Source organism: Lactococcus formosensis, assembly GCF_037892375.1.
Lineage (GTDB): Bacteria > Bacillota > Bacilli > Lactobacillales > Streptococcaceae > Lactococcus > Lactococcus formosensis.
Genome location: NZ_CP141721.1, coordinates 783,591 through 807,721 on the forward strand (window position 1 = coordinate 783,591; position 24,131 = coordinate 807,721).

The window sequence follows — 24,131 nt, forward strand, 5'->3', positions numbered from 1 at the left end:
ATGAAAAATGGCTTACCAAGCTTTATATAGAAAATACCGTAGTCAAAGATTTGATGAGATGGTTGGCCAAGAAGTGGTGGCTACAACCTTAAAAAATGCTATTGTTAATGGGCAGATTTCCCACGCTTATCTTTTTAGTGGTCCACGTGGGACAGGAAAGACTTCCGCGGCAAAAATTTTTGCCAAAGCAATTAACTGTCCTAATCAGAAAGAGGGAGAGCCTTGTAACACTTGTGATATTTGCCAGGCTATTACCCAAGGTAGCCTTGAAGATGTGATTGAACTTGATGCTGCTTCAAATAACGGAGTTGACGAAATTCGTGAGATTCGAGATAAATCAACCTATGCAGCTAGTCGCGCAACTTATAAGGTTTATATTATCGATGAGGTTCATATGCTTTCAACGGGAGCATTCAACGCTTTATTGAAAACCTTGGAAGAACCTACTGATAATGTTGTCTTTGTTTTAGCAACAACCGAGCTTCAAAAAATTCCCGCAACGATTATCAGTCGTGTACAGAGGTTCGCTTTTAAAGCCATTACAACGCATGATATACGTCAGCATTTAGCAGAAGTTTTAGCTGACGAGAAGATTGAGTTTGAAGATGCGGCACTTGATGTTATTGCAAAATCGGCTGAGGGGGGAATGCGTGATGCGCTGAGTTTATTGGATCAGGCCTTAAGCTTTTCTGATGGCCAGCTTGCGGAGAAAGATGCTCTCTTGGTGACAGGTTCTATTGCTAATGAAGCGTTGATCTCTTATGTTGCAGCATTGGCAGCTTCAGATGGTCCAACAGCACTTGATGCCTTAGAGAAAATCTTTCTTGAAGGAAAAAATATGTTGCGCTTCACGGAAGATCTCTTGACTTATTTCCGCGATTTACTTTTAAAGGAAAACAATGAAATCCCACGTCCACGTCTTTACCAATGGATTAATATTGCAATTGAGTCCTTGAAAATTATTAAAGAGACAACACAGAGCAAAATTGCTGCAGATGTGATGACGATGCGTCTTGTAGATACAGGGGCTTATCCTTCTGCCGAAGCTAAAGAAGTTCCAGAAAGTTTAAACGATGAACTTCAGGCATTAAAAGCAGAAGTTGCAGCGCTAAAAGCTAAGTTGGCAGAAACAGGAAGTCAGACTGTAGTATCTACCGTCAGTCAAGAAGTTCAAATCAAGCAACAAGTAAAAACGAAAGCAGTGACCGAAAAGTATACTGTAAACCAAGAGTTAGTTTTTAAAGCTCTAAAGGAAGCGACCAACGAAGCTCGTCAAGCAGTTTTTGGTGCATGGCCGGAGATAGTTTCCAGCTTTACCAAGCCTTCAGATCGCGCCATAATCAATAATACAGCACCTGTCGCTGCCTCAAGTAATTTTGTGGTGGTTACTTTTCCTCATGGTAATTTAGCAAAGCGCGTTACAGAAAATGAAAACTTACAATTAACTTTTGGTAATTTAATGTCATCAATATTGGGATTTTCTCCAGAGATTATTGCTTTAGCAGAGCAAGATTGGCAAGCTTTACGTCAAGAGTATGTTTTAAGCCTCAAAAAAGGAGGACAACATGTTACAAAAGATACCGAATCTGAGCCAGAATCTGAAGAAAAAGAAGTTCTTGTAAGTAAAGCAAAAGAATTTTTTGGAGAAAAAGTGAAAGTAATAAACGATTAAAAAAACGCCTCATGGCGTTTTTTTTTTTAATCAATATCACGGCTTAAATCAACTTCTTCAAGAGGAATGAGTTTTGTTTTCTTCACGATTTTGTAAGAGAAATATAAAATCAAGAAGAGAGGTAAAGCAAGGTAGGTCGTAATGATGCTTTGCGCATTCATCGTTACGGTAGTAATTTGCCCGATAACGATAATGATTGAAAGAATAAGAGCGATGATTGGCCCAATAGGGAACCATTTGGCATGGTAGCCTAACTCAGAAAGTTTATGACCTTGTTTAATAAAAGCACGGCGGAAGCGGAAATGACAGATAGCAATTCCAATCCAAGCCAAGAAACCAGACAAACCGGAAGCAGCGACTAAATAGAAATAAATCTCAGTACCAAAGATACTTGTCAAGAAGGCCAATAGCCCAATGGCAACAGTCGCTAAAATTGCATAAATTGGTACACCGTTGCTTGTATTTGTTTTAGCGAAGATTTTCGGTGCATGGCCCTCTTTCGCCATACCAAAAAGCATGCGAGAAGCAGCATATAACCAAGAATTGGCAGATGAAATAACAGAGGTTAAGATGACCGCATTCATAACGGATGCAGCAGCAGCTAAGCCAGCACGTTCAAATACCAAGGTAAATGGAGAAACAGTAATATCACTTTGTGTTGCTGCACGGAGAAGACTTGGGTCTTTATAGTAAACCAAGGCACCGATTACGAATATTGAGAGGAAATAGAAAATAATAATCCGCCAAAAGACTTGTTTAATCGCTGAGGGAACATTTTTCTCAGGATTTTCTGATTTACCGGCTGCAATACCAACGATTTCAGTACCTTGGAAAGAGAAGCCTGCAATCATGAAGACAGCAATCATACCTCCAATACCACCGACAAAACCATGATTTCCTCCAGCAGAAAGATTGCGTGCCACATCTGGCTTATAACTCATAATTCCAAAAATTGTTGCGAGACCAATCACGATAAAGGCGATAACAGCGATGACTTTAATTGTCGCCATCCAAAATTCTGCTTCACCATAAGCCTTAGCTGAAATAAGATTAACCAAGAGGATAAGCGCAATTACGATAGTTGACCATATCCATGTAGGCACATGGGGCAACCAAAATTGCATAATGACACCAACTGTAGCAGCCTCAACCGCCACAGTAATTGCTGAGTTAAACCAATAATTCCAACCCATCGCGAAACCAAAAGCTTTATCCACATAACGGTCGGCAAATGATGCAAAAGAGCCAGACACTGGAAGATAAGATGCCATTTCACCTAAAGACGTCATAAGGAAGAAAACCATGAGGCCAATAGCGATATAGGCTACTAAGGCGCCCAGAGGTCCAGCTTGAGAAATTGTTGCACCTGATGCAACAAATAACCCGGTACCAATCGTTCCTCCTAAAGCTATCATTGTTAAGTGACGGTGTTTGAGACCACGTTTAACTTGCGTGGATGGCGTTCCCTCATTATTTGAAGTATTATCCATTACTTCTCTCCTAAATTTATAAATATTAATACAAAAAGCAATCCCTTAGAGATTGCTAAACGTCAGAAAGATCTTTCATCCGAATAGCGCATCGTGTCTAGGATTAGATCACGACAGTTTAACAGGTGTTTCCTGTTAAACCAAGAAAAGTTAGTGAGCATAACTTTTCTTTCGGCAACCGCTCCTGGGCTAAACTTCTCAGCATGCTCTAGCTCTGCTTAGCTTATTATTGGTTGCGACCTCTATCGTTTATTAAGTATTTATGAATATTTTAGATTAATTTAGGAGGGATGTCAAGGAGGAGCCTAGCTAAGATGAATAATTATGCAATTCGATGTTTAAAAACACAGAGTTTTTAATGATTTGTATCGTCCTTAAGAAAATCTAGACATTTGTTTTAGAGCTTAAAAAGAGTTATAATGTAAGAAGAGATGATTGCGTTTTCATCTCAACTATATCTGGAGGTGGTTTTCTATGACGTTTACCCCAAAATATGTATCTCCAACTTACGCGGGAGAAAAAATTGTATGCGTAACCCGTAGCCAGCAAGGGGAGATTTCCCACTTATATCAGCGCTTTGATAGTCGTTGTAAGTTACACTTTATAGTGAAGAAGCTTGGCTATTATCAATCGAAAGAAGGTCAGTATCGCTACATTCCAGCTAATGTGCTTGACGTAGTAGCTTAGTAAATAAAAACATTGAGAAATCTTCTGCAGAGTCAGAGGGTTATTTTTTATTTTATAAAACCACAAAGCAAGATAAATCAACTTGCAAAAAGTAGTTAAATCTGATAGAATATATACTCGTGAGTAAAACTCATAACTTACACAGGCTCCAACCTGTGTCATTAGTCCAAAAGGAGGAAAAATCAATGACAAAATACGAAATTCTTTATATTATTCGTCCAAACATTGAAGAAGAAGCAAAGAAAGCCCTCGTTGAACGTTTCGATAGTATCTTGACTGACAACGGTGCTGCTAATCTTGAGTCTAAAGACTGGGAAACACGCAAACTCGCTTACGAAATTCAAGACTTCCGCGAAGGTATCTACCACATCGTAACTCTTGAAGCTGCTACTGATTCAGAAGCTTTGAGCGAATTTGACCGTCTTGCTAAGATTAACGGCGATATTCTTCGTCATATGATCACTAAAGTAGAAGCTTAATTCTAGTTTAGCTGGACAAATTTAAAGGAGAAACATCATGATTAATAATGTTGTTTTGGTTGGACGCGTCGTGCGTGACCCTGAACTGCGATACACACCGCAAAATACTGCGGTTGCTACATTTACGATTGCTGTTAACCGTCGTTTTAAAAACGCGCAAGGCGAGCGTGAAGCTGATTTCATTAACTGTGTCATCTGGCGCCAATCTGCTGAAAACTTGGCAAATTGGGCTAAAAAAGGTGCCTTGATTGGTGTAACAGGTAGTATTCAAGTACGAAATTATGAGAACAAAGAAGGTCAACGTGTTTACGTGACTGAGGTATTGGCTGATAACTTCCAAATGCTTGAAAGTCGTGCTGCACGTGAAGGTGGCTCTGGTTCATATTCTGCACCACAGCAACAACAATCACAAAATCGTCCTTTTGCTGGCTCTAACAGCTCAGCAGGCAATTCAACACCTGATTTTGGTCGTGATGCAGATCCGTTTGGTGGCTTACCAATGGAAATCTCAGATGATGATCTTCCATTCTAATAAGTAAGGCAGCTGTACAAGGCAGTCTATCTGAGCCCTATTCGTTGAGTATAAAAGCGGTATCCGTATTGACTTTTCTACTCAACAACATCTTACAATAATATAAGGAGAAACACACTATGGCTTTTCAAAAACGTGGTGGCTTCAAACGCCGTAAAAAAGTTGACTTTATCGCAGCTAACAAAATCGAAGTTGTTGATTACAAAGACACTGAACTCTTGAAACGTTTTATCTCAGAACGTGGTAAAATCTTGCCACGTCGCGTAACTGGTACTTCAGCTAAAAACCAACGTAAAGTGGTTACAGCTATCAAACGCGCACGTGTTATGGCTCTCTTGCCATTCGTAGCTTCTGACGAAAACTAAGAAATAATTAAGCACCTTCGGGTGTTTTTTTGTTAGCTTCTTTTATACAAAGGGATTCATTAATCTTATTATGAAGAATAAAAAATATGAATGTGGTAAAATAAAGCAATGACATGGATTATAATTTTACTTTTTTGCCTTTTGGCTTATGGGATTTTCGTTGAACCACATTTTATGCGTGTGCGACAAGTGACAATTTCAAACACAGCCGGGCTGAGAGTTGCACACTTTACGGATACACATTTTAATTGGCATACCCACCCACGCCGTTTTTTAAAATTTTCAAAACACATAAAAAAAACACAACCTGATTTGATCTTGTTCACAGGCGACTTATTTGATAAAGTCGATTGGGCACAAGCGCATGATGTCGATAAGGTAAAAGAAATTTTAGTAGAACTTAAAGCTCCTTTGGGAAAATTTGCGATTTTGGGTAATCATGATTTTTCAGATGAAGGAAATGTGAACTATATAAAAACTTTTCTAAGGGAAGCTGGTTTTACTGTACTTACCAATCAATCGCTTGCATCAGGGGCTGTATCCTTAACGGGACTTGATGATTTACGCGAAGGACAACCAAATTTTAGTATGGTTCCTGAGCAAGCCGATTTTTCAATTTTAATGATTCATGAGCCAGATACGATTTTGCAAGTGGAGTTTCCTGAAAAATATAATTTAGTTATTGCAGGTCATAGCCACGGAGGGCAAATTCGCCTTGGGAGTTTGCGCTTACGTAATGATGGATCGAAGACTTATGATTCCGGCTTATACTCGTTAGGCAACGGCACAAAACTTTTTGTCAATGCCGGTATCGGGCTAACTTTTTTACCAATCAGGTTTGGTGTCCCTCCAGAAATTGTCTATTACGAAATTTAAAAAGTCTCCAGAATTTTATCTGGAGACTTTTATTTAACGTTCTTGTGAAGAGATGATAGTTTCCTTACCGTTATTATCAACAGCATGGAAATGACGTGGCCAAGAAGTATTAAAAGGGTATTGGAAATCAACCGTAACAGTTAAAGGATTGTGAGGCTGTGAAAATTTCACGGAAAGTAGTCCTTTTTGGTTGAGCAATTCAAAATTGATAAGAGGCTCAAGCGGGATAACGCCTTTTAGCTGATTGTCAATGATGAACCAAAAACTGTCAATGATTTCACCAGGAATGCTGGAGACAGTTCCATAGCTTGCATAGCGTCCTTTTGTTTCAGTAAATGCCATTTTGCTCCTCCTTTATCATTAACTTTATATTTTAATTTAAACGGGTTTGGCTGATAACTTCTCGAATGTTTTCCAAAGTATCTTCAATCGAATCTTGAGCTTTCATGCCATACATCAAAAAAATGGCATCTAGAAGACTAATTTGGGAGACGGTTGAAGCAACGGCTTCGGGTCGAAAAGATATTTCCTCAGATATTGAAATAAGTGCCAAATCACTTTTTTTCACCAAGGCTGAGTTCGCAAATGAGGTGATAGCAATCACAGGAACGTGATTGTTCTTCAGAATATCAACTATTTTCAGCGTATCTTTGTTTTTACCGGTATGCGAAATAACGAAAGCACAGTCTTTTTCTGTCAGTTTGGAGGCTAACATTTGTTGATAGTGAAAATCCTGATGATATACCGTTTGTAGTGGCATACGCAAAAATTTATGGTAAGCAATTAAAGCAACGGCATTAGAGCCACCCAGACCAAAAAAACCACATGTTTTGGTGGATAAGAGGATATTCATAACCTTATCCAAAGTATCACTCTCTATCAGCTGCAATGTTGCATTGAGAGAAGAAATATTACTTGTAAAATTTTTGGCAAGGATATCTTTATAGCTATCTTCTGGCGAGAGTTCGCTGAAAAAGTTATCGGATTTAAATTTTTCGGTACTGTGGATAGCTAACTTTAAATCTTGAAAAGAATCAAAGCCGATTTTTTTAGCAAACCGCGAAATAGTTGCAGTAGATACTTTAGTGTTCTTTGCGAATTCTTGAATGGATAAGCGCGCGGCGCTGTCCATATTTTCAATCAAGTAATTTGAAATGGCTTGATCAGATTTACTGAGGTTATCGTAATAAGAGTTGATACGTGTGATGAGAGATTGTGTCATATGCTTTCCAGTCTTGCTTTTATTATATCATAACACAATTTTGAGGTGGAAAATGGGAAATGCTTTTAATACAGAAAGTTGATTTATTCCTCTTCAAAATCATAGTCTCGAATTGCGCTAGAAATATCACTAAAGTCGAAACCTTTACGGGCTAAGGCTTGGGTGATGCGTTGCTTAAGCTCATAGCCTTCGTATTTTCTACTGTATTTACGCGCGCTTTTGTCGAGTTCAGTGTAAAGGAGTTCTAACTCATTTTCTTCATCCGCTTCAAGTTCTAAACTTTCAAGAGCGATGGTACTAATGGCGTAAGAAAATCCCTTAGCAGTGAGGCTTTGTGTGACTTTTTGTTTGAGCTGTTGAAGAGTGAGGCGGCTTGCTTTTTGCCGGACTATTTTTTCCGCAAGAGTGACAGCCACATCAATTTGTTTTTCTTCATTGAAAACTTGGGTTATCCCTTCATCAATAAGTTGCAAATCTAGTCCCTTCAGATGGAGTTTTTGTTTGATCTGATAAGGTCCAGCACTTGCTGTACGAACTTTTCCTTGAATATAACTTTCAATATAAGCTTGGTCATTAAGGAGACCGTTTTTAGTAAGGTTATCAATGATATCTTCTACTTGAGCCGACTGAATATTATGGTCATAGAGATATTTCTTGACTTCTGACGATGTCCTAGCTTTGAAGGAAATAAAGTAAAGGGCTAAGGATTTACCTTGTGCAAAATTGTCAAAAGCTAATAATTGCTCCAGTTCATCTGTAGGAAGGACCTTATCTCGTGTTAGCATATATTTTACAATTGTATCCTCACAGACGTAGATTTTATCTCTAGCCTCTTCCCATTCCTTATATGAAAAAGACTCTGTCAGCGTAACTTTATAAAGCTTTTTGAGTTTTGTGATTTCCTTGATTTTTATCATAACTTTATTATAGCAGAGTACAAGATGAAGGGGAAATAGATTTTTCCAGTTTTAATAAAAAAGCTCTAGAAGAAGACTAGAAGCTTTTTTATTTTAATCTTGGAGAGATCTGATTCCGATGGATTGTTTTTGAGCCCCAATAATGAGAAGCATAGCAAGGAGGACAATAACAATCCCTGCAAGTGGTGTATAGATAACACTACTTGCTTTCGCTACCTCGCCACCGGCAAATGAACCGAGTGTAATACCGATGTTAAAAGCTGAAATATTAAAAGCTGAAACAAGAGTAATATCTTGAGGAGTGAATTTTTCAGCCAACTGCACGACATAAAGTTGTAAACCAGGGACGTTCATGAAGGCAAATAAACCGAGTAAAAGCGTTGCGAGCAACCCCAGCCACTGAGATGCCATTGATGCTGCAACAAAAAGAATAAGCAAACTTACAGTTAAAGCACCAAACATTTTGAGTAATACAGGTAAAATCTTTTTATTTGAGTAATGTCCACCGATAGTATTACCGATTGCTACCATTATACCGTAAGCGACCAAAACGACAACAACAGTACTTGAGCTGAAATTAAAGGTATCTTCTAATAAAGGCGCTAAGTAAGTATAAGCAGCAAACGTGCCTCCATAACCAAAAGCAGTAATGAAGAAAGAGGTCATAATATATTTATTGCGGAAAATTCTTGCAAAGCCACTTAAGTTTACTTTACCTGAAATAGGGAGATTTGTTGGAATTAAAAAGATGCTCGCTAATAATCCAATCAATCCAATCACGGCAATAAAGATAAAGGACATATGCCAGGTTGAATGCTGCCCGATGAAAGTTCCTAAAGGAACGCCAATAACCGTTGCTACAGTAAGCCCAGTAAACATTAAGGCAATAGCAGAAGCACGTTTTTCAGGGTGAACAACATTTGCGGCAATAAGTGTTGACACCGACATAAAGATACCATGTGCTAACGCTGCTAGAATACGTCCAACTAAGAGCAGGAGGAAAGTTGGAGCAAAAGCGGATAAGAGATTTCCGCTAATAAAGAGAAGCATAATAGCTAACATTAATGAGCGACGATTCCATGTGCCTGTAACAATCGTAAGGAGAGGTGCTCCAAGAGTTACGCCTAAAGCGTATAAAGAAACGGTGAGGCCTGCTTGAGATAAATTGATATTAAAAGTGTTCACAATCATCGGCATAAGACCAACACTGATGAATTCTGTTGAGCCTATGGCAAAGGCATTGATGGCTAAAGCCAATAAGGTCAGGCTTGGTGAAATTTTTTTCATAAGGGTTCCTATTTTTTAAAAGTTAAATGTTTCTGGATCTGGTCCTACACGTAAGTTTTCGTCAAGACCATCTAAGAGTTTCATGTCATCTTGATCCAGAGAGAAATCAAATACATCACGGTTGGCACGCATACGTTCTGTTTTGACAGATTTCACGTTAACCAAGATGCCTTGTTCTAAATGCCAACGAAGTATAACTTGTGCTGTTGATTTATTGTACTTTTGAGCAATTGTTTTAATTGTTTCATTGTCTAACAGTTGTCCTTGCATCAATGGCGACCAAGCTTGTACTTTAATATCATGTGCTTCTAAAAAGTGACGCAGTTCTTTTTGAGCAAGTTTAGGGTGGAGCTCGATTTGATTTACTGCAGGGACAATTTGTGCATAGGTAAAGAGACGCTCTAAGTGATGTTTTTGGAAGTTACTTACACCGATAGCCTTGATACGTCCATCTTTATAGAGGTCTTCCATAGCTTTCCAAGAAGCTTCAAACCCATAATCAGTACCTGGCCAGTGGATAAGATAAAGATCAAGGTAATCCAAGCCCAATTTTTCTAAACTTGTTTCAAAGCTTTGAATGGTTTCCTCATAAGAAAGGTTGCTGCCCCATAGTTTTGATGTGATAAAGAGATCTTCGCGTGTAAGATTTGTGTCTTCAAGGCCAGCCTTAATCCCTTGTCCTGTGCCTTCTTCGTTACCATAAATCTGGGCGGTATCGATCAAACGATAGCCGTTGATGATTCCATTTTTTACGACTTCGGCAGTTTCCTCATTTGAGATTTGGAAAACGCCTAATCCTAATTCGGGGATATGTGTTGTATTGTTAAGTTTCATTGTCTTTTCTCCTTAGGTTTTCTTTTGACAAAAAATAGTATATAATAAAAATAACTTGTTGAATAGTACCTACTTTTTTGTCATATACATACAAAAAAGTAAGTTTTGTTTGAAATAAAGGGTTTAGAGAGGAGAATTTTTTTGGAAAAAACTTATAATATAGGTGTGGAGGCCACAATGGACGTTATTGGTGGGAAGTGGAAATCTATCATTTTGTGTAATCTGAGACACCAACCACGCCGCCCAGGTAAACTTAAACGAAGTATTCCAGGGATCAGTCAAAAAATGCTTACACAACAATTACGTGAATTAGAGCTGGATAATATCATTGTCCGCACCGTTTACAATCAAGTGCCGCCAAAAGTAGAGTATTCACTTAGCCCATATGGTGAAAGCTTGAATAATATTTTGGATAGCCTATGTTCTTGGGGTGAAGATCATGTACGCAATCTCAAAGCCCAAGGAGACGATGTTTGTATCTTGGAAGAAGATGAGATTAAGGCTTGAGGTTGAGAAGATAAGAGAGAGAAACATGTACACACCAAATTTTAAGAGTATACACCATATTGCTATTATAGGGAGTGATTACGAAGAATCACGACACTTTTATGTAGATATTCTGGGATTTCCAGTAATCAGAGAAAGCCATCGTCTGGATAAAGGGGATGTGAAAATCGATCTCCAAATGAATGACAGTACCGAAATAGAACTTTTTATCAAAATGGATGCTCCTGAGCGGGTCTCGTATCCAGAGGCGAAAGGATTACGTCATTTGGCAATACAGACCGATAATATTGAAGCAGATATGGCTTACTTATCGGATCAAGGGGTTAAAGTTGAAGAATTGCGCGTGGATGAGATTACCAATAAGAAGATGGTTTTCTTCTATGATCCTGATGAATTACCGATAGAATTACATGAATAGAAAAAATTCCAGTATGTACGCTGGTATTTTTTCTTTATAAATAGGAGAATCCTTGGATTTTAGTGGTCCAATTATAGGGAAATTATGTTAAAATTGGGATATGATTAATCTGAAAATTGGACAAAAAATCCCACTCAATATTGAGCGTATGGGTATCAATGGCGAAGGAATCGCCTCTTACCATGGCCGCTTAGTATTTGTGCCTTATGCACTGCCTACAGAAGAAATTTTGGCAGAGATTACAGAAAATGCCCGTAATTTTTCACGCGCAAAAGTTGTCAAGATAAATAAAAAGTCAAAATACCGTGTCAAACCCGAAGATCGTGTTTACCATGAGCTTAGCGGTTCGCATATCATGCACCTTGCTTATCCGCAACAATTAGAGTTTAAGCGAGATTTGCTCCGCCAATCTCTCGAAAAATACCGCCCAACAGGTTGGAAGAAGTACGAACTTCTACCAACACTTGGTATGGAAAATCCTTTGCGTTACCGTAATAAGTTGCAATTTCAAGTGCGCCGTCTAAACAATGGCGATGTTATTGCTGGCTTATACAAAGAAGGCACACATCACTTGGTGAATTTAGAAAATTGTTTGGTGCAAGACGAAGTCATCCAAAATATCGCTAATCGTATTTGTCGCTTGATTGAAAAATACAATTTGCCTGTGTATGATGAGCGTAAAGTCATGGGGATTCGCACCATCGTTGCGCGACGCAGCCAAAAAACAGGTGAAGTCCAAATTATTTTCGTGACATCCGCACGTATCAGTTTAGATGGGCAGGTTTGGCCTGCACCACGTGAAGAGCTTTCAAAACGTCAACGCAAAGACTTGGTGAAGATGGATAATATTTTATCTGACTTGACGGAAGAGTTCCAAGAGATTGTTTCTGTATCAGCCAACTTCCATCCGAAGAAAACCAGCGAAATTTATGGTGACCGTACACAGATGCTTTTTGCGGAAAAAGAAACGATTACCGAAGGCGTTTTGGATTATGACTTTGAGTTGTTACCACGTGCTTTTTATCAACTCAATTCAGAACAAGCTAATGTGCTCTACGGTGAAGCCGTACGCGCGTTGAATCCGAAAAAAGACGACCGTGTTATTGATGCCTACTGCGGTGTCGGCACCATCGGTTTTGGCGTGGCTAAGAAAGTTAAGTCGGTCCACGGAATGGATATTACGCCAGAATCTATCGCAGATGCTAAAGCCAATGCAAAACGTCTTGGCTTTAAAAATTGCCACTATGAAGTAGGTAAAGCAGAACGTATCATTCCTAACTGGTATAAGTCAGGCCATAGAGCCACAGCCCTTATCGTTGATCCACCGCGTACAGGATTGGATGATGCTTTGTTGGAAACAATCACCACTTATACACCAGAAAAACTGGTTTATGTGTCTTGTAATGTTTCGACTTTAGCAAAAGACTTAGTAATCCTTTCGCAATTTTACAGCATCGAATATATCCAATCTGTCGATATGTTCCCACATACAGCACGTACTGAAGCGGTAGTAAAAATGCGTAAACTTGCCCAACCTTTAGCAGCACCTTTTCGTGCAGAAAAATCCAAGCAAGGATACGACAAGCCACGTAGAAAAAGAAAATAAAATAGGGCGTTTAGTTTGAGCGGAGAGGAAAAGCATGATTTATTTAAGAAAGGCAACCAAAGCGGATGTTATAACCATTATGCCGATTATTGCTCAAGCGCGAGAATTTCTGGGCAAATCCGGGAGTGATCAATGGCAAGCTGAGTATCCTGCACAAAGTGATATTGAAAATTTCATTCAGGAAGATGTCGGTTATGTTTTGATTGTAGATGAAAAAGTTGCAGGCTTTTGTGCGATCATTACTGGCGAAGATACGCAATATACGAAAATTTATAAGGGTAAGTGGTTAAATGATAGCTTAGACTATGTCACTGTCCATTGTTTAGCACTGTCTGACCAATACCGTGGTCTGGGTCTGACAAAATATCTTTTTTCAAACATCTTTACTCTGATGCAAGCACGCGGATATAAGGACTTTCGCGTGGATACGCATCCAGCTAATGCAGTGATGCAGGCAGTCTTTGAGCGTGAGGGCTTTGAAAAGCGCGGTATGGTTTTCTACGAAGGAGATCGCTTCGCTTATCAACTCCTTTTAGGAGAATGAGATGAATAAAGAAAACTGGCTAGCGTTTTGCTTAGCGCTTGGTCCAACTTTTGCAGATACACCTTTTGCAAAGATGGAAAAAGGGCCAGCGACGATTGTAGTGAAGCATCTAAAAAATAAAAAATCTTTTGTCTACATCTCGGAGCGTGAAGGCGAGCTTGTTTTGGCTGTCAAAGGTTTACCTTCAGTCAATGAGGAACTGCGTGAATCTTTTGACTCAATACGCCCAGCCTGGCACATGAATAAAACGCACTGGAATGATATTCATTTTGGTGGTGACGTTTCAGAGAAACAAGCGAAACAGATGATTGAGAACAGTTATCATTTAATCAAACCAAAAAGAGAATAAAAATGGAATATAAAGAAAAATTTTTAAAAGATTTTAGTGAGTGGGTGGACCAACAGGTTCAACTTTCAGAAATTGCAATGAAAGCCGCAGAAAAAATTGCACATGAAGATAAAAAAATTGAAGCAAAAGAAGCGGCTATTCGTTATGAAAGCCGTCTCGATGCCTATCAATTTCTTCAAGGAAAATTTGAAAACTATAAGGCGGGTAAAGATTTCCACGACGTACCAGACTTAGGTACCAAAACTTTTTAAGTAATAAGGAGGGTTTTATGAAATTAAATCCTATGGTTGGTAAACAAGTGCGAGTAACTGCTCTCGCATAAGTTTACCGCTAAGTTAACAATATTCTCACTTAGCGGATAGTTAAGGAGAAAAAATGAAAGCATACGAATACAACAGAATAAAATACCTTACCTTTGACCTCATCAATGTCTACCATTCGGTTAATGATAAAGCCACAGTAGAAGCAGTTTATGCTCAAACTGTAGCTGAAATAGGAGAGCTCTCGAAAGCAAAAGAAGTCGGTCTCTTTTTAGAGAAACTTGTGGACAGTAAAATAACCAAGGAGCAAGCAGAACGCGAATTGCTTTACTTGAAAGATTTAGTTGAAGCTTTTGTCTTGCCATCTGAAAGCCAAATTAAAAAGATTTTTAAGAAGGTCAAAAAGCTTAAAGTTCCAGCGCAAGCATCCTGGGATATGAAAGAACTGACCTATTTTGCTTGGAATGAGATTTCCAGTCAGCGCAAGTATATCGTGACAAGTGACGGACGGGGTTTTTATGGGACGACTTCTGGAAGTATAAAAAATATTTGTGCGATTTGTCAAAAAACAAGCCAAGTGACACAATTTTTAGCCACCACTAAAAGAGGTTCTGATGGTACCTATACTAAGAATGGCACATATATCTGTGTTGATAGTGTGAACTGTAATCGACAAATGCAAAAAAGAGAAGGTTTAGAGCATTTCTTAGAAATAATCAAAGAACGCTGAGCGACCTTGCAAAAAACTGACAAATCTGATAGAATAAAAACACTAAATGAGGAGTAACAAGCCTAATCTTTAAGAGAGAAATCGGTCGCTGTGAGATTTCAGATGAAGCTTGTGAAGGTTGCATTGAAGTCAGTTAAATAAAATTAAGTGTCTGCTTTTAAAAGCAGGAATTTAGGTGGTACCGCGCGTGAGCGTCCTATTTTGGATGTTTAGGTGCGGTATTTTTTTATTGACATACTCTTGAACTTCTCCCTCGACATTATTAACTGTTTTCATACCGAAAGGAAAAATAAATGACAGAAGAATTATCAACAAAATTTAACCCTGCTGAAGTCGAAGCAGGACGCTATGAAAAATGGCTCGAACAAGGTGTTTTTGCACCTTCAGGTGACAAAAAAGCAAAACCCTACAGTATCGTTATTCCGCCACCAAACGTAACCGGTAAGCTCCACTTGGGACATGCTTGGGACACAACCTTGCAAGATATTATCATCCGTCAAAAACGTATGCAAGGTTTTGATACTCTATGGTTGCCAGGTATGGACCACGCAGGTATTGCAACGCAAGCCAAAGTGGAAGCGCGTTTAGCTGAAGATGGTATCTCCCGTTATGATTTAGGCCGTGAGAAATTCTTAGACAAGGTTTGGGAATGGAAAGACGAATATGCTTCAACTATCAAAGAACAATGGGGTAAAATGGGTATCTCTGTTGATTATAACCGTGAACGTTTTACTCTAGACGAAGGTTTGTCTGCTGCAGTCCGCAAAGTTTTTGTTCAACTTTACAAAAAGGGCTGGATTTACCGTGGTGAGTTTATCATTAACTGGGATCCAAAGGCCATGACTGCGCTCTCTGATATTGAAGTTATCCATAAGGATGTCGAAGGTGCCTTCTATCACATAACTTATCCTTTGGCGGATGGTTCAGGTGCACTTGAAGTAGCGACAACGCGTCCAGAAACTTTCTTTGGAGACACTGCTGTTGCTGTTAACCCAGCAGATGAACGTTATGCCAAATACATTGGTCAAAGTGTTATTCTCCCTATCATTAACAAAGAAATTCCTATTGTTGGTGACGAACACGCAGATATGGAAAAAGGAACAGGTGTGGTTAAAATTACCCCTGCCCATGATCCTAACGACTTCTTGGTTGGTCAACGTCATAACTTGCCACAAGTTAATGTGATGAATGCTGATGGTACAATGAACGAGCTCACAGGCGAATTTAATGGTATGGATCGTTTTGAGGCCCGCGAAGCTATCATTAAAAAATTAGATGAGCTCGGCAACTTAGTTAAAGTTGAGAAAATGATGCACTCCGTTGGGCACTCAGAACGTACAGGTGTAATGGTTGAGCCTCGCTTATCGACACAATGGTTCGTTAAGATGGAAGAGTTGGCTAAAAATGCAATCGCAAATCAAAAAACAGAAGATGCGGTTGAGTTTTATCCTCCACGTTTTAACGACACATTCCTCCAATGGATGGAAAACGTACACGACTGGGTTATTTCACGCCAACTCTGGTGGGGACATCAAATTCCTGCATGGTACAACGAAGCTGGCGAAATGTATGTCGGCGAAGAAGCACCAGAAGGTGAAGGATGGGTCCAAGATGAGGACGTACTTGACACTTGGTTCTCCTCAGCCTTATGGCCTTTCTCAACTATGGGCTGGCCGGATGAAAAGGCAGAAGACTTCCAACGTTACTTCCCTACATCGACCTTGGTTACGGGCTATGACATTATCTTCTTCTGGGTTTCACGTATGATATTCCAATCCCTTGAATTTACAGGAAAAGCACCATTTAATAATGTGCTTATCCATGGATTGATTCGTGATGAAGAGGGACGCAAGATGTCCAAATCTTTGGGGAATGGTATTGACCCAATGGATGTGATTGAAAAATATGGTGCCGATGCCTTGCGTTGGTTCTTGTCCAATGGTTCAGCTCCAGGGCAAGATGTGCGTTTCAGCTACGACAAAATGGATGCAGCTTGGAATTTCATCAATAAGATATGGAATGTTTCACGCTATATCTTGATGAATGCAGGAGATATCACATCAGAAGAAATTTCTGCTCATCTTGACCAAGTGGCAGCGAAAACAGCAGGTAATGTTACCGATCGTTGGATTCTCACACGTTTGAATGATACAGTTGCACGCGTTACTGAACAAATGGATAAATTTGAGTTTGGTGTTGCAGGTCATATTCTGTATAACTTCATTTGGGATGAGTTTGCCAACTGGTATCTTGAGTTGACCAAGGAAGTAATGTTTGGCGATGATGAAGCAGAAAAAGACGTTACACGATCAGTGCTTGTGCATGTCCTTGATCAAGTGCTCCGTCTCTTGCACCCAATCATGCCTTTCTTCACAGAAGAAATCTTTGAAAAACTTCCAACAGCTGAAGGCAAATCTATTGTGGTATCTGAATATCCAGAAGTACGTCCAGAATTTGATGATGCAGAAGCAGGTGATGGAGTTGCCATGCTCATTGAAATCATTACCGCTGTACGTAATATCCGTGCGGAAGTGAATACACCTTTATCAAAGGCCGTGCCAATGATGATCAAATCAGACAAAGAAGCCTTCCTGAGCAAGGTGGCACCTTATATTAAACGCTTCACTAACCCAAGCGAGTTAACTATTGCAGCGGATGTAACAGCGCCAGAACAAGCCATGTCAGCAGTAGTTACTGGTGCAGAAATCTACCTTCCATTAGCAGGATTGATTAATATTGAGGAAGAAATCGCTCGTCTTAATAAAGAATTAGACAAGTGGCAAAAAGAACTTGATATGGTTAACCGTAAGCTTTCTAATGAAAAATTTGTGGCAAATGCCAAAGCAGAAGTTGTAGATAAAGAACGTGCTAAACTAGCAGACTATCAAGAGAAGTTTGAGAGCACTCAAGCCCGTATTGAAGAGTTACAAAAATAGTCGACGAGTCATGGAAAAGTTCCTAATTGTGGGAACTTTTTCTTTTTGGTATAGATAGCTTTACAATATCTTAAATTTTCATTTCTTGTTAAAGCTGTGAAAAAGTGATAAAATAAACAAAGAAAAAAACTCTAAGGAGAGATATAAGATGGCACATATTAAATTTGACTATTCTAAATTGAAACCATTTGTGGCTGATAAAGAACTTGACGAAATTCAATGGCAAGTTGACGGCGCAGATAAACTTCTTCGTGAAGGAACTGGTGCGGGTTCTGACTTCATCGGTTGGTTAGATCTTCCAGAAGACTATGATAAAGAAGAGTTTGCTCGTATCCAAAAAGCAGCAAGTAAAATTCAATCTGATTCAGAAGTTCTTATTGTTATCGGTATCGGTGGTTCATACCTTGGTGCCCGCGCTGCAATTGATTTCTTGAACAATAGCTTTGTTAATCTTCAATCAAAAGAAGAACGTAAAGCACCACAAATTCTTTATGCAGGAAATTCAATTTCTTCAAGCTACCTCTCAGACTTGGTAGAATATGTTGCAGATAAAGATTTCTCTGTTAATGTTATCTCTAAATCAGGAACAACAACTGAACCAGCAATTGCTTTCCGTGTCTTTGAAGAACTTTTGGTTAAAAAATATGGCCGTGAAGAAGCAAATAAACGTATCTATGCAACAACAGATAAAGAAAAAGGTGCCGTTAAAGTTAATGCTGATGCAAACAACTGGGATACTTTTGTTGTTCCAGACTCAGTTGGCGGACGTTTCTCAGTTTTGACGGCTGTTGGTCTCTTGCCTATCGCAGCATCAGGTGCTGATATCACAGCCCTTATGGAAGGTGCTAACGCAGCGCGTAAAGAATATACAGCTACAGATGTACGTGAAAATGATGCTTATGCTTATGCAGCACTTCGTAATATCCTTTACCGCAAAGGCAAACTTTCAGAAATCTTGATTAACTATGAGCCATCATTGCAATACTTCTCAGAATGGTGGAAACAATTGGCTGGCGAATCTGAAGGTAAAGACCAAAAAGGTATTTACCCAACATCAGCAAACTTCTCAACAGATTTGCACTCATTGGGTCAATTTATCCAAGAAGGTACACGTTCTGTATTTGAAACAGCTATCCGTGTTGAAAAACCACGCAAAAATATTAACATCCCTGAGCTTGAAGCTGACCTTGATGGTCTTGGCTACTTGCAAGGTAAAGATGTTGACTTCGTCAACAAAAAAGCAGCTGACGGTGTTCTCCTTGCCCACACAGATGGTGACGTACCAAACATGATCGTTACTTTGCCTGAGCAAGATGAATTCACTTTAGGTTACACTATCTACTTCTTTGAACTTGCAATCGCAATCTCTGGTTACTTGAACGGTATCAATCCGTTTGACCAACCAGGTGTTGAAGCTTACAAACGTAACATGTTTGCGCTTCTTGGTAAACCAGGATTTGAAGAATTGAGTGCCGAATTGAACGCACGTCTTTAATCAAAAATGAGATAAAAACAAAAGCCACAGTTCATTGAACTGTGACTTTTTTTATGCTTATGGGCGAAGAAGGCACAGTGTGCTATAATAGAGCAATGAGAGTTGTAGCAGGAAATTACGGTGGTAGACCACTCAAGACATTAGCAGGTAAAACAACACGTCCGACGACGGATAAAGTCAAAGGCGCGATTTTTAATATGATAGGTCCATATTTTGAAGGCGGTCGGGTCTTGGATTTGTTCTCAGGTTCAGGCTCACTTGCTATCGAAGCTGTCTCACGTGGGATGGACAATGCTGTGATGGTTGAGAAAGACCGTTCAGCGCAGCTGGTGATTGCTGAAAATATTAAGATGACTAAGGAAGAGAAAAAATTTCAACTTCTTAAAATGCCAGCCGAACGCGCTTTGGCTAATCTTTCTGGACAGTTCAACTTAGTTTTGTTAGACCCACCTTATGCGAAAGAAAGCATTGTTGCTAACCTAGAAGAAATGCAGGAAAAAGACTTGTTGGCAGATGATGTCATCGTTGTTTGTGAAACGGACAAGGACGTAGATCTTCCAGAAAATATTGGTCAGTTGTCTATGAGTAAAGAAAAAGTATATGGAATTTCAAAGGTAACCATCTATGAAAGATAAAATCGGTTTATTTACGGGCACTTTTGACCCAGTCACAAAAGGTCATCTTGATATCGTTGAACGTGCCAGCAAGCTTTTTGATAAGCTTTATATTGGCATTTTCAAAAATGAAGCTAAAAATCCTTTGTTTAGTTTAGAAGAGCGTGTAGCCCTAATCGAAACAGCCTTAACAGATTTACAATTAACTAATGTGGAAGTGATTGCACATGCGAATGATTTAACAGTAAATATTGCGAAGCGATTAGAAGTGACGGCACTTGTACGCTCAGTTCGCAATGCGGCTGATTTAGACTATGAGAAAAATATGATTTACTTTAACCGTGAAATGACGGGGATGGAAACCATCTTACTGACTGCAAAACCAGAACTCGAAAATATTAGTTCTACCCGGATGCGTGAACTTTATCATTTTGGTCAAGACCTAAGCCAATGGTTACCTGCAAATGTTATTGAAGCACTGAATGAGAAAAAAGCACATGAAAAATGAAAAAATAAAAAAGCATAAAAAACTAAAGCTATTCTTTGCCGTCGCGCTACCGCTTCTTATTGTAGTGGGGTTGTTCTTCCCCTTACCTTACTATATCGAGCAACCAGGAGGAACCATTCCAGTTAACCAAATGGTTGATGTCGCAGGGAAAAAAGATGAGCATAAAGGCAACTTTTATTTAACGACAGTTGAAATGGTTCGCGCCAATGCAGCAAGTATGCTTTATTCCAAGTCGAACTCTTTTGCTACTGTTGTGAGTAGTGAAGAGATGACAGGCGGGATGACCAACCGGCAATTTGATTTGGTTAATCAGTTCTATATGCAGACAGCGCAAAACACGGCTATTTATCAGGCCTTTAAGTTGGCAGGGAAGCCTTATGAGATGAAGTATCAAGGTGTTTATGTTTTGAGCATCACTGAGGATTCGACATTTAAAAATGACTTACAACTTTCGGATACGATAACAGCAGTTAATGGTCGTACTTTCAAATCTTCAACTGAAATGATTGACTATGTGTCTCAACAAAAAGTTGGGGGTAGCGTTACTATCAATTATACACGCGTAGATGGCAGTAATCATGAAGCCACAGGGAAGTATATTAAGCTGAGTAATGGTAAGACGGGGATTGGTATTGGTTTAGTAGACCACACACAAGTTGTGACAGACCCTGAAGTTAAAATTGATGCCGGAAGTATTGGCGGACCGAGTGCTGGTATGATGTTTACCTTGGAAATATATAGCCAAATCACAGGCAAAGATTTACGTCAAGGACGCGAAATTGCAGGTACTGGAACTATCAATGAGGATGGTAGCATCGGGCAAATAGGTGGCGTCGATAAAAAAGTTGCTACAGCAAGTAATGCGGGTGCAAAAATTTTCCTTTGCCCAGATGAAACGGAAGAACAGACAAAGGCTTCTGGTACAACAAATAACTACACAGATGCGCTTGCGGCAGCTAAAAAGTTGAATTCAGATATGAAAATCGTACCTGTAAAGACGATTCAAGATGCAATAGATTATCTCGAAAAATAAAAAAAGCTGTAATTTACAGCTTTTTTTATGCTTAATATTGATCTTGTAAGAGTGTTTTAAGCTCAGAAATACTTGGTTGGCGGGGATTGCCAGGTGTGCATTGATCATCATAAACAAGGTTTGCAAGCTTATCGAGTTCACGCTCCAAGTGGTTTTTATCAACACCATTTCCTGATAGAGTGACGTCGATATCGATGCTGTCCGTCAATTTTTTAATTTCCTTAATAAGTTTGTCTACGAGTTCCGCATCATCTTTACCTGTAAGACCAATATAACGCGCAATTTCAGCGTAATCTTCTTGGGCACGGTAAATCTCATAACGTGGGTATGGTGTACGTTTAACGTTTCCTGTTACAGCGTTAAATTTAATGACGTGAGGCATAGCGATAGCGATAGCTAAACCATGTGGTAATTCAAACTCACCACCCACTTTGTGGGCTAGGGAGTGATTAATACCGAGAAATGCATTAGCAAAGGCCATACCAGCTAAGGTTGCTGCATTATGCATGTTTGCGCGTGCGACTTGTCCTTCTTTGGAAGGTTGAGACGGATCATAGTGGTATGAGGTTGTCAAATTATCAAAAATTAACTTAATGGCACGAAGGGATAATGGTTTAGTATAATCCGAAGCCATGACTGAAACATAGGATTCGAGCGCGTGACTGAGGGCATCAATACCTGACCAAGCCACAGTACGTTTTGGCACGGTCATAACAAACTCAGGGTCAACAATAGCTACTTGAGGTGTAAGTTGATAATCAGCTAAAGGATATTTAACATGGGTTTCATCATCAGTGATAACAGCAAAGGGTGTTACTTCAGAACCTGTACCAGAAGTGGTCGGGATACATACCAATTGCGTTTGATCTTGATGCGGGAATTTGACGATACGTTTACGAATATCGATGAATTTTTGCGCCAATTGCTCAAAGAGAGCTTTTAATGCAACGTCATCATCGAGGTCAACCTCTCCACGGACAGAGTATTCATAAATCAAGCGGCCAATTTTTGCTGCATCAAGCGGAGAACCACCGCCGAGTGCGATAACTGTATCAGGTTTGAAATCTGCCATTTGTCGTGCAATCTCAATGGCTTGTGAAAGCGTTGGATCAGGTTTTACAGAACCATATATTGAAGTTTGCACTTGCGTTTCACGGACAGCCAATTGCTCAAGCATGTGATCGACAAAGCCGAATTGTAACATACCGTGGTCTGTAACGACAAAGGCACGTTCGATATTGGGCATTTCCTGTAGATAAGAGATAGAGTTGTTTTCGTAGTAAATTTCTTTTGGCAGACGAACCCATTGAGGGCGATTACGACGACGTGCCACTGTTTTAATATTCAATAGATCATATGTACTCAAATTGTGTGAGATTGAATTTTTCCCCCATGAACCAGTTCCTAAAGTCAGTGATGGACGCATTGCATCAGTATAGATGTCACCAACGCCACCAATAGAATCTGGTTGATTAACTAAGATACGTGCGGCACCAATAGCATCAGCATATTCTTTCACGAACGGATCGTCTTGTGCACCTATCTGGATAGCCGCGTTATGTCCAGCACCTTGATAAGCTAAGAGCTTTTGAACGATTGTAGTACCATTTTCACGAGAGGTAGATTTGTAGATTGACAAAAGCGGGCTAAGCTTTTCAGAAGAGAGAGCTTCACCAATGTTTTTTTCATCCAATTCAAAGAGAAGGACATCTTTACCTTCAGGTACTTTTACCCCTGCTTGTTCAGCAATCCATGGGCCAGGGCGACCGGCAACCGGACCAGTTACTCCGAAGCCTTCACCGGCACGCTCAACGAAAACAAATTTTTCAATGGCTGGATAATCTTCCTTTGGAACATTGTAAGCACCGTGAGCTTGAAGTTTTTCGAGGAATTCATCGTAAATTTCTGCAGCAACTACGGCAGAGTTTTCGGTAGCGCAAATCATGCCATTATCAAAACGTTTAGAAAGTAGGAGGTCTTCAACTGCACGATCCACATTTGCGGTAGCATCAACGAAGACGGCACCATTACCTGCGCCCACTCCTAGTGAAGGATTGCCCGATTTGAGCGCTGCATTAACCATACCTGGTCCACCTGTAGCTAGGATAGAAGCAATGCCGTGGTTTTGGATAAGTGCAGTAGTGTTGTAAAGGCTTGGATCTTCGACCCATTGGATAAAGTTTTCGGGCGCCCCAGCTTTCAAGGCAGCTTCGTAGACAATACGCGCAGCATGAGAGGAACAATTTTGAGCTTGAGGGTGAAAGGCGAAAACGATAGCATTTCGTGTTTTTGCTGTTAAGAGTGATTTGAAAATTGTTGTAGAAGTAGGGTTGGTAGTTGGTACGATTCCTGCAAGCACACCTAAAGGGGCTGCAATTTCTACTGAACCAGCAACTTTGTTCTCGCTAATTACTCCTACTGTTTTGTCATTTTTAATTGAGTTATAAACAGATTCTGAAGCAAAGCGATTTTTAGTATCCTTATCCTCAACTATGCCTCGGCCTGTTTCATTATGGGCTTCGTGCGCGAGTTCAAGGGAATGTTCACTTGCTGCTAAAGCCATTGCTGCGACAATTTTATCTACTTGCACTTGTGTGTAGCCTTCAAATTGTAAAGCAGCTTGATGTGCTTTTTTGACAAGACCGTCTGTATATTGCTCTGCTTTTTCCGCAAGTGCAGCTTTATCAGCGGTCGTTAGTTCTTTTTTCGTATTCTTGCTTGACATATTTAAATTTCTCCTTTGTGAAATTTATCACGTTATCATTCTAAC

24 protein-coding genes, 1 riboswitch and 1 other annotated feature are annotated in these 24,131 nt (G+C 39.6%); of the genes, 17 read left to right on the forward strand and 7 right to left on the reverse strand.

The genetic code is table 11. The features are described 5' to 3' along the window. The first annotated feature begins 7 nt into the window (after positions 1–7). Positions 8–1,672 carry a DNA polymerase III subunit gamma/tau gene (gene dnaX / locus VNN39_RS03870; RefSeq protein ID WP_338997891.1) on the forward strand — a complete coding sequence of 555 codons (1,665 nt, stop codon included), beginning with the start codon at positions 8–10 and terminating at the stop codon, positions 1,670–1,672. Between the two features lie 26 nt (positions 1,673–1,698). On the opposite strand, the gene VNN39_RS03875 is transcribed toward dnaX, so the two are convergent. Continuing rightward, positions 1,699–3,162: an amino acid permease gene (locus VNN39_RS03875; protein WP_339007244.1), complete on the reverse strand. Its 1,464-nt coding sequence runs from the start codon at positions 3,160–3,162 to the stop codon at positions 1,699–1,701. A 76-nt stretch (positions 3,163–3,238) separates the two neighbouring features. Next, positions 3,239–3,415, reverse strand: a riboswitch (Lysine riboswitch). Between the two features lie 619 nt (positions 3,416–4,034). On the opposite strand from VNN39_RS03875, the gene rpsF reads away from it, so the two are divergent. The 4 genes from rpsF (at position 4,035) to VNN39_RS03895 (ending at position 6,101) form a co-directional block, all read left to right on the forward strand. Continuing rightward, positions 4,035–4,328, forward strand: coding sequence for a 30S ribosomal protein S6 (rpsF, locus tag VNN39_RS03880; RefSeq protein WP_003133129.1), 294 nt, complete (start codon positions 4,035–4,037; stop codon positions 4,326–4,328). A 37-nt stretch (positions 4,329–4,365) separates the two neighbouring features. Beyond that, positions 4,366–4,860, forward strand: coding sequence for a single-stranded DNA-binding protein (gene ssb, locus VNN39_RS03885; RefSeq protein ID WP_165712290.1), 495 nt, complete (start codon positions 4,366–4,368; stop codon positions 4,858–4,860). Positions 4,861–4,979: 119 nt separating this feature from the next. Continuing rightward, positions 4,980–5,225 (forward strand): 30S ribosomal protein S18, encoded by a 246-nt coding sequence (gene rpsR / locus VNN39_RS03890; protein WP_003133134.1) that lies wholly within the window; start codon positions 4,980–4,982, stop codon positions 5,223–5,225. Positions 5,226–5,333: 108 nt separating this feature from the next. Further along, entirely contained in the window at positions 5,334–6,101 is a 768-nt protein-coding gene (locus tag VNN39_RS03895) for a metallophosphoesterase (protein WP_338997892.1), read from the forward strand. A 33-nt stretch (positions 6,102–6,134) separates the two neighbouring features. On the opposite strand, the gene VNN39_RS03900 is transcribed toward VNN39_RS03895, so the two are convergent. The 5 genes from VNN39_RS03900 to VNN39_RS03920 all read right to left on the reverse strand — a co-directional run bounded on the left by VNN39_RS03900 (position 6,135) and on the right by VNN39_RS03920 (position 10,361). Beyond that, positions 6,135–6,443 carry a DUF960 domain-containing protein gene (locus VNN39_RS03900; protein WP_096368946.1) on the reverse strand — a complete coding sequence of 103 codons (309 nt, stop codon included), beginning with the start codon at positions 6,441–6,443 and terminating at the stop codon, positions 6,135–6,137. Positions 6,444–6,474: 31 nt separating this feature from the next. Beyond that, the gene (locus tag VNN39_RS03905) at positions 6,475–7,323 is read right to left on the reverse strand and encodes a MurR/RpiR family transcriptional regulator (RefSeq protein WP_017369518.1); all 849 of its coding nucleotides are present in this window, start codon (positions 7,321–7,323) and stop codon (positions 6,475–6,477) included. Between the two features lie 83 nt (positions 7,324–7,406). After that, positions 7,407–8,240: a recombination regulator RecX gene (recX, locus tag VNN39_RS03910; protein ID WP_165712284.1), complete on the reverse strand. Its 834-nt coding sequence runs from the start codon at positions 8,238–8,240 to the stop codon at positions 7,407–7,409. Positions 8,241–8,333: 93 nt separating this feature from the next. Beyond that, positions 8,334–9,527, reverse strand: a complete 1,194-nt coding sequence (locus VNN39_RS03915; RefSeq protein ID WP_338997893.1) for an MFS transporter — start codon at positions 9,525–9,527, stop codon at positions 8,334–8,336. A gap of 15 nt (positions 9,528–9,542) precedes the next feature. Continuing rightward, positions 9,543–10,361, reverse strand: a complete 819-nt coding sequence (locus tag VNN39_RS03920) for an aldo/keto reductase (RefSeq protein ID WP_270265252.1) — start codon at positions 10,359–10,361, stop codon at positions 9,543–9,545. A gap of 141 nt (positions 10,362–10,502) precedes the next feature. Here VNN39_RS03920 and VNN39_RS03925 point away from each other — a divergent pair, with 141 nt between their 5' ends. The 12 genes from VNN39_RS03925 (at position 10,503) to VNN39_RS03980 (ending at position 21,361) form a co-directional block, all read left to right on the forward strand. After that, entirely contained in the window at positions 10,503–10,868 is a 366-nt protein-coding gene (locus VNN39_RS03925) for a helix-turn-helix domain-containing protein (RefSeq protein WP_339007246.1), read from the forward strand. Between the two features lie 25 nt (positions 10,869–10,893). Further along, complete coding sequence (locus VNN39_RS03930) at positions 10,894–11,286, forward strand: VOC family protein (protein ID WP_165714008.1); 393 nt, start codon at positions 10,894–10,896, stop codon at positions 11,284–11,286. Positions 11,287–11,386: 100 nt separating this feature from the next. Next, on the forward strand, positions 11,387–12,892 hold the full coding sequence (rlmD, locus tag VNN39_RS03935) for a 23S rRNA (uracil(1939)-C(5))-methyltransferase RlmD (RefSeq protein ID WP_339007248.1): 1,506 nt from the start codon (positions 11,387–11,389) through the stop codon (positions 12,890–12,892). A gap of 34 nt (positions 12,893–12,926) precedes the next feature. Beyond that, positions 12,927–13,436, forward strand: a complete 510-nt coding sequence (locus VNN39_RS03940) for a GNAT family N-acetyltransferase (RefSeq protein ID WP_338997896.1) — start codon at positions 12,927–12,929, stop codon at positions 13,434–13,436. Position 13,437: 1 nt separating this feature from the next. Next, a complete protein-coding gene (locus tag VNN39_RS03945) occupies positions 13,438–13,785 on the forward strand; it encodes an MmcQ/YjbR family DNA-binding protein (protein WP_165712276.1) in 348 nt (115 codons plus the stop codon). Between the two features lie 2 nt (positions 13,786–13,787). Further along, entirely contained in the window at positions 13,788–14,036 is a 249-nt protein-coding gene (locus VNN39_RS03950; RefSeq protein WP_096368954.1) for a DUF1912 family protein, read from the forward strand. A 124-nt stretch (positions 14,037–14,160) separates the two neighbouring features. After that, positions 14,161–14,775: a FusB/FusC family EF-G-binding protein gene (locus VNN39_RS03955; protein ID WP_338997899.1), complete on the forward strand. Its 615-nt coding sequence runs from the start codon at positions 14,161–14,163 to the stop codon at positions 14,773–14,775. Between the two features lie 33 nt (positions 14,776–14,808). Then, positions 14,809–14,977 (forward strand) — a binding site (T-box leader). Positions 14,978–15,068: 91 nt separating this feature from the next. Further along, positions 15,069–17,711 carry a valine--tRNA ligase gene (locus VNN39_RS03960; protein WP_338997901.1) on the forward strand — a complete coding sequence of 881 codons (2,643 nt, stop codon included), beginning with the start codon at positions 15,069–15,071 and terminating at the stop codon, positions 17,709–17,711. A gap of 148 nt (positions 17,712–17,859) precedes the next feature. Continuing rightward, on the forward strand, positions 17,860–19,206 hold the full coding sequence (locus tag VNN39_RS03965; RefSeq protein ID WP_003133148.1) for a glucose-6-phosphate isomerase: 1,347 nt from the start codon (positions 17,860–17,862) through the stop codon (positions 19,204–19,206). Positions 19,207–19,301: 95 nt separating this feature from the next. After that, positions 19,302–19,841, forward strand: coding sequence for a 16S rRNA (guanine(966)-N(2))-methyltransferase RsmD (gene rsmD / locus VNN39_RS03970; RefSeq protein WP_165714011.1), 540 nt, complete (start codon positions 19,302–19,304; stop codon positions 19,839–19,841). Further along, the gene (coaD, locus tag VNN39_RS03975) at positions 19,831–20,328 is read left to right on the forward strand and encodes a pantetheine-phosphate adenylyltransferase (protein WP_165714012.1); all 498 of its coding nucleotides are present in this window, start codon (positions 19,831–19,833) and stop codon (positions 20,326–20,328) included. Before rsmD ends, coaD begins: the two co-directional genes overlap by 11 nt. Continuing rightward, positions 20,318–21,361, forward strand: coding sequence for a SepM family pheromone-processing serine protease (locus VNN39_RS03980; RefSeq protein WP_338997904.1), 1,044 nt, complete (start codon positions 20,318–20,320; stop codon positions 21,359–21,361). Before coaD ends, VNN39_RS03980 begins: the two co-directional genes overlap by 11 nt. Before the next feature lie 31 nt (positions 21,362–21,392). Here VNN39_RS03980 and adhE read toward each other — a convergent pair whose 3' ends face one another. Next, positions 21,393–24,086, reverse strand: coding sequence for a bifunctional acetaldehyde-CoA/alcohol dehydrogenase (adhE, locus tag VNN39_RS03985; RefSeq protein WP_096368961.1), 2,694 nt, complete (start codon positions 24,084–24,086; stop codon positions 21,393–21,395). Positions 24,087–24,131: the final 45 nt, after the last annotated feature.

Coding starts and splice junctions, on each gene's coding strand:
- dnaX (WP_338997891.1), top strand. CDS start 8: ATGGCTTACCAAGCTTTATATAGAAAATACCGTAGTCAAAGATTTGAT.
- VNN39_RS03875 (WP_339007244.1), bottom strand. CDS start 3,162: ATGGATAATACTTCAAATAATGAGGGAACGCCATCCACGCAAGTTAAA.
- rpsF (WP_003133129.1), top strand. CDS start 4,035: ATGACAAAATACGAAATTCTTTATATTATTCGTCCAAACATTGAAGAA.
- ssb (WP_165712290.1), top strand. CDS start 4,366: ATGATTAATAATGTTGTTTTGGTTGGACGCGTCGTGCGTGACCCTGAA.
- rpsR (WP_003133134.1), top strand. CDS start 4,980: ATGGCTTTTCAAAAACGTGGTGGCTTCAAACGCCGTAAAAAAGTTGAC.
- VNN39_RS03895 (WP_338997892.1), top strand. CDS start 5,334: ATGACATGGATTATAATTTTACTTTTTTGCCTTTTGGCTTATGGGATT.
- VNN39_RS03900 (WP_096368946.1), bottom strand. CDS start 6,443: ATGGCATTTACTGAAACAAAAGGACGCTATGCAAGCTATGGAACTGTC.
- VNN39_RS03905 (WP_017369518.1), bottom strand. CDS start 7,323: ATGACACAATCTCTCATCACACGTATCAACTCTTATTACGATAACCTC.
- recX (WP_165712284.1), bottom strand. CDS start 8,240: ATGATAAAAATCAAGGAAATCACAAAACTCAAAAAGCTTTATAAAGTT.
- VNN39_RS03915 (WP_338997893.1), bottom strand. CDS start 9,527: ATGAAAAAAATTTCACCAAGCCTGACCTTATTGGCTTTAGCCATCAAT.
- VNN39_RS03920 (WP_270265252.1), bottom strand. CDS start 10,361: ATGAAACTTAACAATACAACACATATCCCCGAATTAGGATTAGGCGTT.
- VNN39_RS03930 (WP_165714008.1), top strand. CDS start 10,894: ATGTACACACCAAATTTTAAGAGTATACACCATATTGCTATTATAGGG.
- rlmD (WP_339007248.1), top strand. CDS start 11,387: ATGATTAATCTGAAAATTGGACAAAAAATCCCACTCAATATTGAGCGT.
- VNN39_RS03940 (WP_338997896.1), top strand. CDS start 12,927: ATGATTTATTTAAGAAAGGCAACCAAAGCGGATGTTATAACCATTATG.
- VNN39_RS03945 (WP_165712276.1), top strand. CDS start 13,438: ATGAATAAAGAAAACTGGCTAGCGTTTTGCTTAGCGCTTGGTCCAACT.
- VNN39_RS03950 (WP_096368954.1), top strand. CDS start 13,788: ATGGAATATAAAGAAAAATTTTTAAAAGATTTTAGTGAGTGGGTGGAC.
- VNN39_RS03955 (WP_338997899.1), top strand. CDS start 14,161: ATGAAAGCATACGAATACAACAGAATAAAATACCTTACCTTTGACCTC.
- VNN39_RS03960 (WP_338997901.1), top strand. CDS start 15,069: ATGACAGAAGAATTATCAACAAAATTTAACCCTGCTGAAGTCGAAGCA.
- VNN39_RS03965 (WP_003133148.1), top strand. CDS start 17,860: ATGGCACATATTAAATTTGACTATTCTAAATTGAAACCATTTGTGGCT.
- rsmD (WP_165714011.1), top strand. CDS start 19,302: ATGAGAGTTGTAGCAGGAAATTACGGTGGTAGACCACTCAAGACATTA.
- coaD (WP_165714012.1), top strand. CDS start 19,831: ATGAAAGATAAAATCGGTTTATTTACGGGCACTTTTGACCCAGTCACA.
- VNN39_RS03980 (WP_338997904.1), top strand. CDS start 20,318: ATGAAAAATGAAAAAATAAAAAAGCATAAAAAACTAAAGCTATTCTTT.
- adhE (WP_096368961.1), bottom strand. CDS start 24,086: ATGTCAAGCAAGAATACGAAAAAAGAACTAACGACCGCTGATAAAGCT.